The 15,297-nt window shown below is 64.9% G+C and carries 16 protein-coding genes; 5 read left to right on the forward strand and 11 right to left on the reverse strand.

The window, feature by feature from the left end:
* Window positions 1-27 precede the first annotated feature (27 nt).
* The gene (locus CH306_RS05270; protein ID WP_256981042.1) at window positions 28-1,857 is read right to left on the reverse strand and encodes a DUF4012 domain-containing protein; all 1,830 of its coding nucleotides are present in this window, start codon (window positions 1,855-1,857) and stop codon (window positions 28-30) included.
* 456 nt (window positions 1,858-2,313) lie between these two features.
* Here CH306_RS05270 and CH306_RS05275 point away from each other — a divergent pair, with 456 nt between their 5' ends.
* The 5 genes from CH306_RS05275 to CH306_RS05295 are packed head-to-tail and all read left to right on the forward strand — an operon-like array spanning window position 2,314 to window position 5,719.
* On the forward strand, window positions 2,314-3,537 hold the full coding sequence (locus tag CH306_RS05275; protein WP_045200419.1) for an alkane 1-monooxygenase: 1,224 nt from the start codon (window positions 2,314-2,316) through the stop codon (window positions 3,535-3,537).
* Entirely contained in the window at window positions 3,537-3,701 is a 165-nt protein-coding gene (locus CH306_RS05280; protein WP_032396131.1) for a rubredoxin, read from the forward strand. The genes CH306_RS05275 and CH306_RS05280 overlap by 1 nt, the downstream gene beginning before the upstream one ends.
* Window positions 3,698-3,871 (forward strand): rubredoxin, encoded by a 174-nt coding sequence (locus tag CH306_RS05285; RefSeq protein ID WP_032396132.1) that lies wholly within the window; start codon window positions 3,698-3,700, stop codon window positions 3,869-3,871. Before CH306_RS05280 ends, CH306_RS05285 begins: the two co-directional genes overlap by 4 nt.
* Window positions 3,868-5,076: an NAD(P)/FAD-dependent oxidoreductase gene (locus CH306_RS05290; protein ID WP_179273001.1), complete on the forward strand. Its 1,209-nt coding sequence runs from the start codon at window positions 3,868-3,870 to the stop codon at window positions 5,074-5,076. Before CH306_RS05285 ends, CH306_RS05290 begins: the two co-directional genes overlap by 4 nt.
* Window positions 5,077-5,086: 10 nt before the next feature.
* A complete protein-coding gene (locus tag CH306_RS05295; RefSeq protein ID WP_032396395.1) occupies window positions 5,087-5,719 on the forward strand; it encodes a TetR family transcriptional regulator in 633 nt (210 codons plus the stop codon).
* Window positions 5,720-5,741: 22 nt separating this feature from the next.
* Here the strand turns inward: CH306_RS05295 and CH306_RS05300 are convergent, their stop codons facing one another.
* The 10 genes from CH306_RS05300 to CH306_RS05345 all read right to left on the reverse strand — a co-directional run bounded on the left by CH306_RS05300 (window position 5,742) and on the right by CH306_RS05345 (window position 15,289).
* Window positions 5,742-6,638, reverse strand: coding sequence for a dioxygenase family protein (locus tag CH306_RS05300; protein ID WP_094645895.1), 897 nt, complete (start codon window positions 6,636-6,638; stop codon window positions 5,742-5,744).
* Window positions 6,639-6,646: 8 nt separating this feature from the next.
* Window positions 6,647-7,723 carry a maleylacetate reductase gene (locus tag CH306_RS05305; RefSeq protein ID WP_094645896.1) on the reverse strand — a complete coding sequence of 359 codons (1,077 nt, stop codon included), beginning with the start codon at window positions 7,721-7,723 and terminating at the stop codon, window positions 6,647-6,649.
* Window positions 7,720-9,507 carry an FAD-dependent oxidoreductase gene (locus CH306_RS05310; RefSeq protein ID WP_094645897.1) on the reverse strand — a complete coding sequence of 596 codons (1,788 nt, stop codon included), beginning with the start codon at window positions 9,505-9,507 and terminating at the stop codon, window positions 7,720-7,722. The genes CH306_RS05305 and CH306_RS05310 overlap by 4 nt, the downstream gene beginning before the upstream one ends.
* A gap of 129 nt (window positions 9,508-9,636) precedes the next feature.
* The gene (locus CH306_RS05315) at window positions 9,637-10,593 is read right to left on the reverse strand and encodes a helix-turn-helix domain-containing protein (protein WP_179273000.1); all 957 of its coding nucleotides are present in this window, start codon (window positions 10,591-10,593) and stop codon (window positions 9,637-9,639) included.
* A gap of 26 nt (window positions 10,594-10,619) precedes the next feature.
* Window positions 10,620-11,414: a hypothetical protein gene (locus CH306_RS05320; RefSeq protein WP_094645899.1), complete on the reverse strand. Its 795-nt coding sequence runs from the start codon at window positions 11,412-11,414 to the stop codon at window positions 10,620-10,622.
* A gap of 7 nt (window positions 11,415-11,421) precedes the next feature.
* Entirely contained in the window at window positions 11,422-12,360 is a 939-nt protein-coding gene (locus tag CH306_RS05325) for a fumarylacetoacetate hydrolase family protein (RefSeq protein ID WP_094645900.1), read from the reverse strand.
* The gene (locus tag CH306_RS05330; RefSeq protein WP_094633387.1) at window positions 12,357-12,893 is read right to left on the reverse strand and encodes a flavin reductase family protein; all 537 of its coding nucleotides are present in this window, start codon (window positions 12,891-12,893) and stop codon (window positions 12,357-12,359) included. Before CH306_RS05330 ends, CH306_RS05325 begins: the two co-directional genes overlap by 4 nt.
* Before the next feature lie 139 nt (window positions 12,894-13,032).
* A complete protein-coding gene (locus CH306_RS05335; protein ID WP_037193887.1) occupies window positions 13,033-13,860 on the reverse strand; it encodes an IclR family transcriptional regulator in 828 nt (275 codons plus the stop codon).
* Window positions 13,861-13,934: 74 nt separating this feature from the next.
* Complete coding sequence (locus tag CH306_RS05340; protein WP_037193885.1) at window positions 13,935-14,573, reverse strand: 3-oxoacid CoA-transferase subunit B; 639 nt, start codon at window positions 14,571-14,573, stop codon at window positions 13,935-13,937.
* Window positions 14,570-15,289 (reverse strand): CoA transferase subunit A, encoded by a 720-nt coding sequence (locus CH306_RS05345; protein ID WP_094645901.1) that lies wholly within the window; start codon window positions 15,287-15,289, stop codon window positions 14,570-14,572. Before CH306_RS05345 ends, CH306_RS05340 begins: the two co-directional genes overlap by 4 nt.
* Window positions 15,290-15,297 lie beyond the last annotated feature (8 nt).

Here is a 15,297-nt window from a genome sequence, read left to right on the forward strand (position 1 = left end):
ATTCTGCCCTAGGGGTGACGCGGGGAATCAGTTGCAGTCGGGGAAGTCCACTTCGGTGGGTGCCGGGACCGATTGCGGCTGAACCGGTGCCTGGGCCTCGCCGGCGACGGTCGGTTCGACGAGGTTGTACTCGATGGTCTTGGTCTGCCCCGGCTCGATGACGACCGGCACGTAGAACACGGGGTGGCCGCGCTCGGCAGCGGTCAGCAGAAACAGAGGAGTTCCGTTGATGGTGGCGTTCGTCAAGGTCGCGCCCTGAGTTGCGTACAGCGCGACCACCGATCGGTTGGTTCCCGGGGGTCCGTCGTATCGGGTGGAGTCGTTCTGTCTGCCGGCGATGTAGGTGGTGTAGTCCTGCAGCGCAGCGTTGTTGGTGATCTCGGCGACCACGCGGGTGGTCCGCGTCGGGCCGTCGCAGGACTGTGCGGAGTAGGTGACCTTGCGCTGCAGGTAGTAGTCGAGTTTGCCGCCTGCACCGTTGTTCACCACCACCGCGGCGTACGGGTCGGGGCTGTCGGGAACTTCGTGACCGATCCTGGTCGGTCCCAGGATCGCTTGCAGTGCCGGGTCCGCGCTCCACACGGCGATGTGGCCTTCACTGGTGGCCTTGCCGAGTGCTTCGAGCAGCGCGCTGGGCGATCCGATGTTGCCCTGCATCTTCGCGACCACTCGGGCGGCGATGTCCTGGAGATAGGCCTTGCGTGCGGTGTTGTCGTCCTCGAAGCGGAAGTATGCGTCGGACTGCGTGATCCGAACGACGTTCGATCCGTCGATCACCTCGCCGTCACCCATCGTGATGGGGCCGACGACATCGAGGATGTAGCCGAGGGCAACAGGGTCGGTGGCCAGGGCACCGTCCACACGTTCGCCGGTTTCCTGCTCCCACATCGACTGCCAGATCTGCCCGGCGTACGGGAAGTGCGGGCTGACGTTGCTGTTCTGCCAATTCTGCGTGGGCTGGAACCGACTCTCGTAGGTGTTGAAGAAGTCCGGACCGAGATCGATGGGGTCGTACGGAATTCGGAGCTCGGCGTTGCTGGCGAGCGAGTCGACCGCGACTTTGCCGTCGACAGCACGCACGATGCCGAATCCGCCTATCAGTCCACCGGTTCCACGAGATTCCGAGAGAGTCTGAAAGGCCATGAAGTAGTTGCGTGGACCGTCGGCACCGAGCATCGCGGGGAGCACCTTGGCGGCGATGTCGGTGTTGGTCAACAGGGTCGTCAGTTCGTGCGTCTGATCCTGCAGCTGAGTTCGAGCGTCGCCGACCTGAGCGACGAACTCCGGTTCCGCGATGGCCTGGGACTGCGAGTTCAGTACGTCCGCTGCGGCCGCGGCCTGTGACAGCGCGGGCGAGGCGGCGCGCAGAGCAGCGATGTCGATGGCACCGTCGGGCCCGCGCAGCTGACTCGGATCGAGTGTGGCCCCCACCTCGACCGACGGCGTCAGCACATCCACGGTCAGCCCGTTGACGACGTCGGTGATCTGCGAGACGACGTCCAGCGGTTGACCCACGTACGGAATCGCGGCAGCCGCCTGCCAGATCACCGAATCGGTGGCGTCCTTCGCCTGGGTCGAGGTGCGCACCGCGTCGTCCACGGAGGTCTCGGCCTTCTGCGTATCCCCTGCCAGCAGAGCAGTTTTCGCTGCCTGAGCGTAGCCCCGAGCCTGATCGAGGTACGTATAAGCGGTATTGGCCGTGTAGGCGAGCCAGGCACCGAGTCCGAGCGCAACGACGACGACGACCCCGAAACCGAGCAGGATGCGTCGGCCGGTCCTCTTCTTGGAACGACGACGCCTGCGGCGACTACGAGAGCTGCGATGGTCGCCGTACGGGTAGTCGTTGTCGTAGCTCATGGCTGGATGGGTGCCCTTTCGTCGCGGCTAAGACTACAAACGACGTCCTCCCACCGCGACACGACGCTCGGGTCGGCTGCGCCGATATCGCACCGGCGCAGCCGTTCGAGGTCAGGAACCCAGAATTGCGCTCACTGCGGTGCTGCCGCTCTCGGCGCTTCCGCTGCCGATGAGCCCGAGGATGACGTCGACGATGATCTTGGCGATGAATGCGTCCATAGCTACTCCTGTTGTGAAGTACCCCCGACGGGATACAGACGGACCTGCGTGCGCTGCGACCGTTTGTTACCGGCCACAACGAATCGGAAGGTAGCAGCTGAATCTGTCCGAACGGTGGCTCTGTGGTCGCGGCCACAGAGCCGGAACATTTGTACAAATCTCGAAATTTGTCTACCGGAATGACAAATTCGGTGTATTGTCCAATCCATAGTGATCGGCCTTACACGAGGAGTGACGATGACCGCATCGAATGTCGACAACCAGGCGCAGACGCCGGTTGCCGAATGGCACGACCGAAAGCGTTACCTCTGGCTGATGGGGTTGATCCCGCCCACAGCGGTGTTCGTGGCCACCGGCCTGGTCTGGGCCTTCAACCAGCTCGGCTGGAACGCCGTGTCCCCGGTCTGGTGGTGGATCGGCGCGCTGCTCGTCTACGGGTTGCTCCCGATCCTCGACCGGTTCTTCGGTCCCGACGGCGACAACCCACCCGACGAGGTGATGAAGGCGCTCGAAGAAGACAAGTACTACCGCTACTGCACATACGCCTACATTCCGTTCCAGTTGGCGAGCTTGGTGTTCGCCTGCTACCTCTGGTCGGCCGACAACTTGTCCTGGCTCGGAATCGACGGTGGACTGGGACTGGCCTCGAAGATCGGTCTGGCCATCAGCATCGGTGTGATGGGCGGCGTCGGTATCAACACTGCGCACGAGCTCGGCCACAAGAAGGACAGTCTGGAACGCTGGCTGTCGAAAATCACGCTGGCACAGACGTTCTACGGCCACTTCTACATCGAACACAACCGCGGCCACCATGTTCGCGTCGCCACTCCCGAGGATCCGGCGAGTTCGAAGTTCGGTGAGAGCTTCTGGGCCTTCCTCCCTCGTAGCGTCTGGGGCAGCCTGAAGTCGTCCTGGGAGCTCGAGAAGACGCGTATGGAGCGATTGGGCAAGAGCACGTGGAGCATTCGGAACGACGTACTGAACGCGTGGCTGATGTCCGTTGTTCTCTACGCGGTGCTCGTCGCGGTGTTCGGTCCGATCGTGCTGCCGTTCCTGGTGATTCAGGCGATCTACGGCTTTTCGTTGCTGGAAACGGTCAACTACCTCGAGCACTACGGCCTGCAGCGGCAGAAGAAGGAGAACGGCCGCTACGAGCGATGCACCCCCGAGCACAGCTGGAACTCCGATCACATCGTGACCAACATCTTCCTGTATCACCTTCAGCGACACAGTGATCACCATGCCAACCCCACCCGCCGCTACCAGACTCTGCGCAGCATGGACGGGGCACCGAACCTGCCGAGCGGATACGCGAGCATGATCTCGCTGGCGTACTTCCCACCCGTGTGGCGCAAGGTCATGGACCACCGCGTTCTCGACCACTACGACGGCGACATCACGAAGGTCAACATCCAGCCGTCCAAGCGGGAGAAGATCCTCGCCGCGCACGGAGCCAAGTGATGGCCGCCTTCGAGTGCCCGGTGTGCGAGTTCGTCTACGACGAGACCAACGGCGCTCCGCGCGAGGGCTTTCCGGCCGGCACAGCATGGTCCGACGTACCCGACGACTGGCCCTGCCCCGATTGCGGTGTCCGCGAGAAAATCGACTTCAGGAGTAAGGCATGAAGCTCTACCGCTGCGTTCAGTGTGGATTCGAGTACGACGAGGAACTGGGGTGGCCCGAGGACGGGATCGAACCCGGCACTCGCTGGGACGACATTCCCGACGACTGGTCGTGCCCCGATTGTGGCGCTGCCAAGGTCGATTTCGAGATGGTCGAGGTCGAGCGCGGGTGAGTGCGTCCGTTCCGCACGCGATCGCGATCATCGGTTCGGGTGCAACCGGGTACACCGCGGCCAAAGCCCTACGCGCCGAGGGTTTCACCGGATCCATCACGATGGTCGGGAGTGAACGGGCTGCGCCGTACCGCCGACCGACGGTGTCCAAGGAGTTGCTGACCGGAAGCAAGTCGATCGAGCAAGTGCAGCTCGGCTCGGCGATCGACGGTGTCGACGTGCGCTCGGGTGTCACGGCTGTCGGCCTCACCGATTCGACTGTGCTGCTCGACGACGGCGACCCGGTTCCGTACGACGCGCTGCTCCTGGCAACCGGCTCTCGGGCCCGGCAACTCGATCTTCCGGGCCACGTGTTCACCCTCCGAGGTGTCGCCGATGTCGAGACCTTGCACGCCGACATTCTGCGCACCCGATCACTGTTGGTGATCGGCGGCGGACTGATCGGATGCGAGGCGGCCGCGGCTGCTCGGTCCCTGGGAGCCGAGGTGACGGTGCTCGAGGCCGCAGCGGCACCGCTCAACCGGATCGCTCCGGCCGCGATCTCGCAGATGTACGTCGACCTGCACGCAGACAACGGCATCGCGTTCCACACCGACGTCGCCGTCACCGACCTCGCCGAGCAACGTGACGGAACACTTCTCGTGACCGCAGCGGACGGTCGTTCGTGGTCCGCCGGTACCGTGCTGGTCTCCGTCGGCTCGGTGCCCAACGTCGAACTCGGAGCAGATATGGGCCTCGAGATCGGATCGGGGATTCTGGTCGACGCCGGGATGCGGACCTCGATACCGAACATCTACGCCGCGGGCGATGTGGCAGAGGTACCCAACACGATCCTCGGCGGGACGTATCGGAGTGAGCACTGGAACGGCGCACTGGATCAGGCCACCCGGGCTGCCCGCTCGATGATCGGCGTGGATCCCGGCAGTCTCGACGTCCCGTGGGGCTGGTCCACCCAACACGGCGTCAACCTTCAGTTCGCGGGGTGGACCGGTGCGACCGACGAGTACGTGGTGGCTCGCGGCTCTGTTGCCGACCGCCGCTTCACCGCATGCGCGCTGCGTGACGGCCGGCTCGTCGGGGCCATCGGTGTGGGGTTCCCGAAGGACATCAGGCAGATCAGATCCTTCATCGCCAGCGGAGATCCCGTCGATCGGGATCGCCTCGGAGCGGATTGGCTGGATCGACCACATGCGGTCGTTCGATAGAGTCGTGTTCATGCCCGCAGCCGAACAGACGTCGACCCCCGGTCGATACCGTGAAGCCGCGTCCAGTCTTGCGCGCGATACCGCGCTCGATGCGTTGCGTGAGTTGTTGAACGAGCGCAACTGGCGCAACGTCACGATGAGCCACATCGCCAAGGCAGCAGGGCTGAGCAGACAGAGCCTGTACAACGAGTTCGGTTCACGACGCGGCGTCGCGCAGGGGTACGCCATCAGATTGACCGACCTCTTCGTCGCGATGTGCGAAACGGCGCTGTATCAACACGAGAACGACGCATCGGCTGCTCTGCGCCAAGGCTTCTCGTCGTTCTTCCAGTTGAGTGCGCTCGATCCCCTGGTGCGATCGCTGCACGGTGGCGACGCACCCGAAGATCTGCTCCGGCTGATCACCACCGACAGTGCCGTACTCATCGAGCGTGCGGGAGACCGTCTGGCCGAGACGTTCCAACGCGGGTGGGTGGGCGCGAGCCCGCGTCAGGCAGACGTCATCAGTCGGGCAATCGTGCGTCTGGCATTGAGCTACATCCCCGAGCCGCCACCCGATATCGCCTCCGCAGCAGATGATTTTGCACTACTGCTGACTCCGTACGTCGATTCCATCACCGCCGGCCGCTCGGTCGGCCACTGACCCATAGTCCGGGCCGGCGGTCTCACATGTCGGCCGGTGCGAGCACGATGTCGAAGTCGGCTCTGGCCCAGGTCCTGTCGCCGAGGTCGCGACCGTCCGGAGTCGGTGTTCCCGACGGCTGCTCGACGAAATCCTTGATCAAGGATTCCTTCACTCCGAACACGGTGTCGCTGTCCAACAGTTCGTCGCCGCTGACGAAGATGTGCGTCACCAACGTGCGCATCCCCGGTGCCGTCGCCATGAAGTGCAGGTGCGAGGCACGCATCGGCGAGCGACCGGTCGCAGCGAGCATTCGTCCGACGGGGCCGTCGTGGGGAATCGGATACGGAGTCGGAGTCAACGCCCAGAATCGATAGCGCCCGTCGTCGTCGGTGTAAAGATGTGCTCGACCGCCGACTCGCGCGTCGTCGTACTGAACGTCGTAGAACCCGTCCTCGTCCGCTTCCCAGATTTCGAGGCGTGCTCCGGGGATCGGCGTGCCGGCGGTGTCGCGCACGGTCCCTTCCACCCAGCACGGCTGTCCTGCAGCACCTCCCGATGCATCACCACCGTTCTCGATACGCGGTGCGTCGTCGACGAAGAACGGGCCGAACACTGTCGCCTCGGTCGCGTCCTCGTAGGCGGGGTTGTTCACGTTGATCGTCTGCATCGACGCCCCGAGGACGTCGGAGAGCAGGATGAACTCCTGACGGCGGTCGTCGGTGATGTGACCGACCTCGGTCAGGAATCCGATGGCGTTGTTCCACTCCTGTTCGGTCAGTCTCACATCACGGATGAACCCGTGCAGGTGGTGCACCAGCGAGGTCATCACCTGCTTCAACCGAGGGTCGGTGCAGTCGTCGAACGATCGAAGAACGTTCTCCACCAACTGTTCTTCGACGGCGTCCTGTGCTTGTCCGGTCATGGTCTGCTCGATCATGGTCTCTCTCACTGTCCGATGTCGGTCGGCGGGTCGCCCGCCCACGCTGCGTGCAGAACGGCGGTGGCGGCCTCATGGGTGACGGGCCGCGGGTTTCCGTACGATCTGCTCGTCACGTCGTCGGCGATTCGGTCGATGTCCTTCTCCTTCATACCCAATTCGGCCAGGGACCGTGGCGCGCCGAGTGCGCGACAGAGCTCCCACAACCGGGTGGCCGGGTCACCGGAGCCGGGGAGCGCACGCGAGAGCGCCGCCACTGCGCCCGGTGCCGCCGACTGATTGAAGGCCAACACGTGCGGCAACACCACGGTGTGGGTCGGAGCGTGCGGCAGGTTCAAGGTACCGCCGAGCGAGTGACACAGCTTGTGGTGCAACGACATCGTCGTGGCACCGAGAGCGGCACCGCACAACCAGGCACCGTGAAGGGCATCGCTGCGCGCCTGCGGATCGAGGTGATCGGCCACGATTGCCGGTAGCGCCGATGCGAGTGCGCGCACCCCGTCCTCGGCCATCAGCGCGACGATGGGGCTGATGTCGGGTGCATACAACGCTTCGACGGCGTGCGCCACGGCGTTGATTCCACTCGTGACGGAGATGTCGACAGGAAGACCGGTCGTCAGCTCGGGGTCGTAGACGACGCTGCGTGGCAGCACTCTGATGTCGCGACCGGTTTCCTTGTTCCCGTCGGTCGTCAGACCCCACACCGGGGTCATCTCCGATCCGGCGTACGTGGTGGGAACGGCCACGATCGGCAATCCGTGCACCAGGGCGATGGCCTTGCCGAGGCCGATCGAGGATCCGCCCCCGACGGTGATGCAGCCGTCGGCACCGAGCGAAAGAGCCTCGGCGCTGGATCTTTTCGCCACCTCGGATGGCACATGCATCACTGCGTCGGCCCGCACACCCACGCATCGGTCTCCGAGCGTCGAGGCAATGCGTTCGGCTGTGCCCTTCTGGCTCGGCGAGCAGAGAACGAGGACGCGCCGCAGCCCGAGGTGGTCGAGCTCGTCGGCCACGGTCGACAGCGATCCTGCGCCGAATCGCACCCGCATCGGGTTCGCCTCGTAGACGAAGGCGTAGGTCATCTCGACAGGACCGCCGTCAATGCCTGCCGCAGGGCACCCTCGGGGTCTGCCGCGAGTTCGTTTGCACGCCAACAGATGTGCTTGTCCGGGCGGACCAGCAACGCGCCGCTCTCGGTCACTTCACGGAGCCGAGACCAATCGAAGTACAGGTCGGTGACGTCGCGTCCGGGTCCGATGACGACGGCCTCGACGGATACGCCCAACTCGTGGCCGATCTTGTCCGCCGCCGACTCCCAATCCGATCCGGCCACTCCGGTGATCAGCGTGAAGCGGTCGTAGGGCGCAAGATCCATCATCGCGTGCTTGTGCATGTGGTCGCCCACCCAGGCGTGCGGCAGGTGCGATCCGGGCACGGTGGACACCTGGTAGTACAGGTCCGAGTCTCGTTCCGGTTCCGGCAGTACCCCGTCCGAAACGATAGCCGTGGACGTGTAGAACTGGCCCAGTTCCACTCCGTGGGCGTTGAATTCGTAGTTCTTGATCTCCATGGCCTGCACCAGCGCGGCCCGCTTCGCCGCGCCCGCAGGCGTGTTGGCCTTACGCTCTTCGATGCGTTCGACCATCTCTTCCTCGGTCTTGGCGTCGGTGACTCCGAGGGCATGAAACAGGTCTGCGAACTCACGACCGGATCGGTTGGCGCGTTTGACGATTCGCTCGGCCACCGGGGCGCGCTCGGCGGAGTAGGTATCGAGCAACTCGTCACCCGCCTGGCCCTTGATTACCGCAGCGATCTTCCACGCGAGATTGTAGGAGTCCTGGATCGAGGTGTTCGAGCCGAGCCCGTTGCTCGGCGGGTGCCGGTGTATGGCGTCGCCCGCGCAGAACACCCGCCCCTTCTGCAGGTGCGTGGCGTACATTTCGTTGTTGCCCCACAACGATGTTCCGGTGATCTCGACGTCGAGCTCCGGCATGCCCAGCAGGCTCCGAACGATCTCGACGGCGGCGGCCTCGTCGACCACCGGTGGCGGCTGTGCGATGTCGAATCCCCAGACCACGAGCCACTCGTTCCACGGCCGAACCATGCGAACCAAACCGGCACCGATGCCACCGACATTGGATCCGGGCTGAATCACCCAGTACAGCACCGACGGTCGGTGTCCGACGTTGTCGGCGATATCGGCCTTGAAGGTGATGTTCATCGACCCGGCGATGTCCATTGCGCCTTCGAGCGGAAGGTCGATGTCCGCGGCCACCTTGGACCGCGCTCCGTCCGCACCGATCAGGTACTTGGCACGGATCGTGTAGCGGTGTCCGGTGAGTCGATCGATCACCGAGACACTGACCCCGTCGGCGTCCTGCACGTGCGAAAGGTATTCGGTGGAGAACTGGGCCTGGGTTCCCCGCATCGTCGCGTTCCTCACCAGAATGGGCTCGAGGTACGTCTGGGGAATGTCGACGGTCAGGCACGGCGACGCGAGCTGGTAGTCCGCTTCTCGGTCGGCTCCGGTACCCCACGTGCGGATGCGGCCGATCTCCTCGCCCGCGATCGAGGTGCAGAAGACGGTGTCGCCGACGAGCCCGTGCTCGGTGGCGTCGGCCAATACCTGGTCTGCGATACCGACGTCGCGGAAGACCTCCATGGTTCGTTGGTTGGTGATGTGGGCGCGCGGAGTGTTGGCCGTCCAGCGGTACTTGGTGATCATGATGTTGGGAATCCCGAGAGTGGACAGCAGCAACGCTGCGGATCCACCGGCGGGCCCCGAGCCGACGATGAGAACGTCGGTCTCGACCACCGAGGAATCGGGCAGCTCTGTGGCCTTCTGGCCGTCGTCGAACACCGGCATGGAACACACCCTTCGTTGCGCCCGACGTTGATCTCGGGTCTTGCAACCCAGTGTCCTGCATCACACGGTGGGTGGCCATCGATCACCATCATGTCGGCGCAAATCGGCAACGGTGGCGTAATTGCGAAACTATTGCACCGACCGCAGCACCACGGCGTCGCGTCGAACGTCCGATGCTCGGGCTCCGAACCGCGCCGAGAAGGCACTGGAAAAGTAAGCGGCAGAGGAGAATCCGCAGGAGGCGGCAATCTCGGCAATCGACGTCGAGCGTCCCGACGGCGAGGTGAGCACCGTGTGGGCACGAGCGAGTCGCCGCTCGAGGATGTACTTGGGCACGCTGGTGCCGTCGGCGGCGAAGACTCGGGACAGGTGCCGGGCACTGATTCCGATGGCGTCGGAGACGTCGGTGGCAGACAACGACGCGTCGGTCAGACGGCGCTCGATGTAGGAGTGGGCGGCCGCGCGATGCGCCTGCCCGACGTCGCTGCGCGTTCCACCGGTCAGGACGGAGACCAGTTCGAGGATCGTCCGCTCGTCGGGCGCCGCCGGCCCGTCGGCGCGCATCGCGCGGCTCACGCGAGCGGCCAGGGCGGCGGCGTGCACGTTGCCGTTCGCCGAGAAGTCGAAGACTTTCGGGGCCGCGAGCGAGTCATCGCCGGTGACGTCGGAGTAGATGCCGCGTGGGATCTTGACGACGAGTTCCTCGAGGCCGTGCGAGAACCCGCGCATGAAGGCTCTGTCGGCGTCGCACAGCAGTACCTGGCCGGGGCCGACGGTGCGCACTCCGTCCTCCGAGTAGAAGAACGCATCGCCGACCAGGCTGAAGTACAGGACCACCGAGTCCGACGGCCGACGCCGAATCAGCTCGGCATCTCGCTCGACGACATGGGAGGTTCCGACGACGCGGGCCAGGCCGACCGATCCGACCTGGACGTTGGTTTCGGTGGCCTCGAGAGACCCGCCTTCGAGGCTGCGGCATCTCAGTCCGATGAGCACCTCGGAGTTGTGTCCCTCCCACCGTTGTATTCGCTCGACGGAGGGAAGCCCGACGGTGGAGAACTCCACGGGTGACGCAGCGATCGGCACGTCGGGCCTCCTCCTCGGCGAGGGACTTACTTCTCCGGTACGAAACGCAGGTGTTCCGGATCGACTGTAACGAACAGCATCCACCGATCACCGAGACCGCGCGTGACGTGGCCTGCTCCGGTCACGTCGTCGATGTAGGCGATGTCGCCGGCCACCGGCGAGGTCACCGTTCCGTCCCCGGTCTCGTTCTCGGCCCTGCCGTTGAGCGTGACGCCCAACTGCGGTCGCGGGCCGTTGTGCCAGACTCCGGGAACGTACCCGTCCTCGCCGTAATCGCGGCGGGTGACGAATGCTCCGAGCGAGCGGGGCCACTGCTCGACCGGCGGTACCGGAGCCAGATCGCTCGGCCAACGCAGCGGCTCGGTCCGTGAGGTACCGCCGTCGTCGTAGATCCACGTCAGTGACGGCCGGCCCCGCCGGACGGTCGGGTCGGGTCGGGCTTCGTTGTCGCCTGCTTCCGGCAGCCAGTCGTCCAGCGCGAGGTAGAGCAACCACGCGAAGCCGTCCCAGGTCATCGTCAGGGTCTCGGGACTGGCGACGTTCGCGAACACCAGGTCTCCGGCGGTCAGCACAGCCGGGCTGCGGTCGCGTACGTCCACCCGCACCTCGCCCGAGAGCACCACAACGGCGTGCGACCCGAGCGAGGTGGGGGCGGGGACGTCGGCCATCCGGGCTCGGGTGAGCCAGAAGGCCGTTGCCGGAACGACATTCGCCGGACCCTTGACGCGTGAGTCGCGGTGCGGCAGGAAGGCATCGCCCGCGTCGATTCCTCCGTACGTGTCGGAATCGCCGAGAGTCTCGTGCACGCGAAGCACTTTCATCGGGCGGTCATTCGGCGGTGGGGGCGTAGCGTCCGCTCAACTGAGGCGGAGTCCGACCCTTGTTTCCCGCTTCGGTCCATTCGTGGCGCGTCTGACGTCCCCAGGTGCGGTGCAGCTCGTCGCTGATGGTGACGCTGAGCCGGCCGAGGTCGCCCACTTGCAAGTCGATGCGGTCGCCGTCCTGAAAGGCATGCAGGCCAGGGTGATTGGTTCCGGTGGCGATGATGTCGCCGGGTTCGAGGGCGTGCATGTGCGAGACGAATTCGACGGACTCGGCGATGCTGTACGCCATGTCGTCGGTGTCGAACTCCTGCTTGATCTCTTCGTTGTTCCACAGCGTGACCGGCAAGTTCTGCGGGTTCGGCACCTCGTCGGCGGTCACCAGGTACGGGCCGATCGGGCAGAAGGTCTCCCGCGACTTCATCTGGTAGAAAGCGTTCTCCCGCGGCGGGATTCCGCGTGCAGACCCGTCGATCAGGTTGGTGTAGCCGAAGATGTGGTCGTATGCATCGGCTGCCGAGACGTTGTGCGCGCGCTTGCCGATGATGATGGCCAGCTCCGCCTCGCCCTCGAAGATCGTTGCTGCGACGTCGGGCAACACCATGGTGTCGCCGTGTCCGATGATCGAATTGGGAGACTTCGCGAATCCGTTGATCGGTGGCCGCTCGGGCAGGGTGCCGTTCTCCATGTAGTTGCGCGCCATGCAGTCGATGTTCGACGGCCGAGGGATCGGCGGACGAATGCGTACTGCGCTCAACGGAATTCCGTCACCTGCGGCCACTGCGGCTTCGAGGCGTTCGCGGTAGGTGGCCCAGCCCTCGATGACGCCGCGGATGACGTCCTGCGGATGCGCCGCCGGGATGTCCTTGACTTCGCCACTGAGGTCGATCACGTTGCCGCCGTGGAGGGCTCCGAGTTTGAAATCGTCGAAGAAGAGAAGCTTCATGGTGTTGCACCTTTCGTTGGGGGTTGGGGGTTGGGGACGAAACGTCCGTACCGGCCGCGGAAGAAGACCAGAGCGCTGCCGTCCTCGGCCGCGCTGAGACTGTGTACTCGGGCCACGACGATCGTGTGATCGCCTGCCGCGTATTCGGCGTACATCTCGCAGTTGAGCCAGGCCACCGCGTCGTCCAGGGCCGGGCCAGCCGACTGGTCGTGCCAGCTCGTGCCTGCGAAACGATCGGTGTTGCGTGCCGAGAACTGGCGTGACGCCTGTTCGTGATGGTCGGCGAGAATGCTGATGCAGAACCGGCCTGCCGCTCTGATGGCCGGCCAGGTGGTCGAGGTGCGCGCTACGCAGATCGAGACGAGTGCCGGGTCGAGTGAGACCGCCGTGAACGAGTTCACCGCGATCCCGGTCCGACCGGATGGGCCATCCGACGCAATGACGACAACGCCGGTAGGCAAGTGGCCCAATACTTTTCGGAAGAGCATTCCCGCATCCACTGCGGCGGGTGTTTCGGTGGTCGACGTCGCCATGAGACAGTCCATTCGGGTTTCGATTCCGTCTAATGGAATCTTATTTCAACCGACTTTACGTGACGTCGAACACTGCCGTCAACCCTCGGGAAGGACGGAGTGCAGCGGACGCCTTTGCGTCAGAAAGGTTTCGGGGAAATCAGTGACCCGAGTCGGTCTCGGGCATTGCGATATCGAGAGCGGACGCCGGCAGATCTCCCGCGGCGCGCAGCCGTTCCGACATCTCCCGTGCCAACGAGAGCAGCTGCTGAATGATCTCCGCATCACGATCGGGCTCGATCTTGCCCAGGCACAGCATCGCTGCGATGGGCCGTCGATCGGCGTCGAGGACCGGGGCCGCGATTCCGCGCCCGGTATCGAACCGTTCGAAGTTGTCGACGGCGTAACCCTGTTCCTGGATGCGCGAGAACTCCGCTTCCATGGCATCCGGGTCGGTGATCGTGTTGGGCGTGAACCGCCGCAGTCCGTCGTTCTCGTAGAGATTGCGACGTTGCTCGTACGGCATGTATGACAACAGAAGCTTGCCGTCGGCCATGGCGTACGCGGGCTGCGGGTGCCCGGGCTCGAATTCGATGAACTCGGTGTGCGCTCCCGCTACGCGCGAGAGCTGAACGGCCTTGACCCCGACGAGGGTGCTCAGAACGGCATCGTGGCCGGACCATTCCGCCAGACGCGACAGGTACATCCGCGCGTCGTGCAGTACCGGATTGGTGACCATTCCGACGCTGCCGATGCCGATGGCGTGCATTCCGAGCCGGTACTTCGCGGTACGCGAATTCTGTTCCACCCAACCGACACTGACGAGAGTGCCGAGGATGCGGTGCACGCTGGCCGGCGACAGGTGAACGAACTGGGCGAGTTCGACGATACCCAGCGGGTACGGGTGCTCGGCCAACGCCGTGACGATGCGGGTGGCCCGTGACACCGCACGCACATGGCCGGCGTCTCGGTTCTCGCGCTCGTTCACAAAGCCTCCATGGGACGTGAGCTTACTAGTCATCCCGGTCGCCACATCGTTCAACGCCCCTGTGGCCGGGCTCATCACGTCATCACGGACGCCCCAGTCAGTCGGCGCACATCGTGGATCGTCACCCCTGGAGCCACTTCACGCAGCGCGAAACCCCGTGGCGTGACGTCCAGAACGCCGAGGTTGGTGACGATGCGGTCCACCACCGCGCGTCCGGTCAGCGGGAACGCGCACTGCTGCACCAGTTTGGGAGTGCCGTCCTTGCCCGCGTGTTCCATGACGACGATGACGCGGCCTGCACCCGCAACGAGGTCCATGGCCCCGCCCATCCCCCGCACCATGTGACCGGGCATCATCCAGTTGGCCAGGTCGCCGGTCGCCGAGACCTCCATCGCACCGAGCACCGTCACGTCGATGTGTCCGCCGCGGATCATGGCGAACGACGTCGACGAGGACACGAACGATGCGCCGGGGAGCACCGTGATCGGTTCGGTTCCGGCATTGATCAGGTCGGTGTCCAGACATTCCGGCAGCGGCGTCGGCCCCACGGCCAGGACTCCGTTCTCGCTGTGCACGGTCACTCCCAGCGAGGACGGCAGGTGGTTGGCCACGCGGGTGGGTAGACCGATGCCCAGGTTGACGCTCTGACCGGGACGTAGTTCCTGCGCGGCTCGCCGCGCCATCTCGTCCCGGTTCCAACCGAGGCCGGTCATGCGACCACCTCGTCCGGTACTTCGACCACACGCTGGACGAACACGCCCGAGAGCTGAACGGAGTCGGGATCGAGTTCGCCGGGTTCGACGATGCGCTCGGCCTCGACGACGGTGATGCGGCCGGCCATCGCCACGTCCGGGTTGAAGTTCTGCGCCGAGGCCCTGAATATCGCGTTGCCCGCCGTGTCTGCCACCGCAGCGCGAACGAACGCGTAGTCGGTCACGATGCCCTCCTCGAGCACGTACTCACGCTCGCGGCCACCGAGTCCAAAGCGGCGAATCTCCTTGGGAGCAGACGCTTTCACCACGTCCCCGACCGAGTTGTACCGATGCGCCATACCGCCGTCGGAGACGAGGGTGCCCACGCCGGTCGGGGTGAAGAAGGCAGCGATGCCAGCCCCGCCGGCCCGCAGCCGCTCGGCCAGAGTCCCCTGCGGTGTCAGCTCCACCTCGATCTCGCCGCTCATGTACTGCCGCGCGAACTCTTCGTTCGATCCGATGTACGACGCGATCACACGGTCGATGCGACGGTCGTGCAACAGCAGAGCCAGACCGGCTCCGTTGACCCCGCAGTTGTTCGCCACGACGGTCAGGCCCGAAGCACCCTGGGCGCGCAGTGCTCGCACCAGCGCCCACGGCACTCCGGCGGTGCCGAATCCCCCGACGCCGATGCTCGCGCCGTGAGGAATGTCGGCGACGGCCTCGTCGGCCGACATCCGTTTAC

It is taken from the genome of Rhodococcus sp. 15-725-2-2b (genome assembly GCF_002259075.1).
In the GTDB taxonomy this organism is placed as follows: Bacteria; Actinomycetota; Actinomycetes; order Mycobacteriales; family Mycobacteriaceae; genus Rhodococcoides.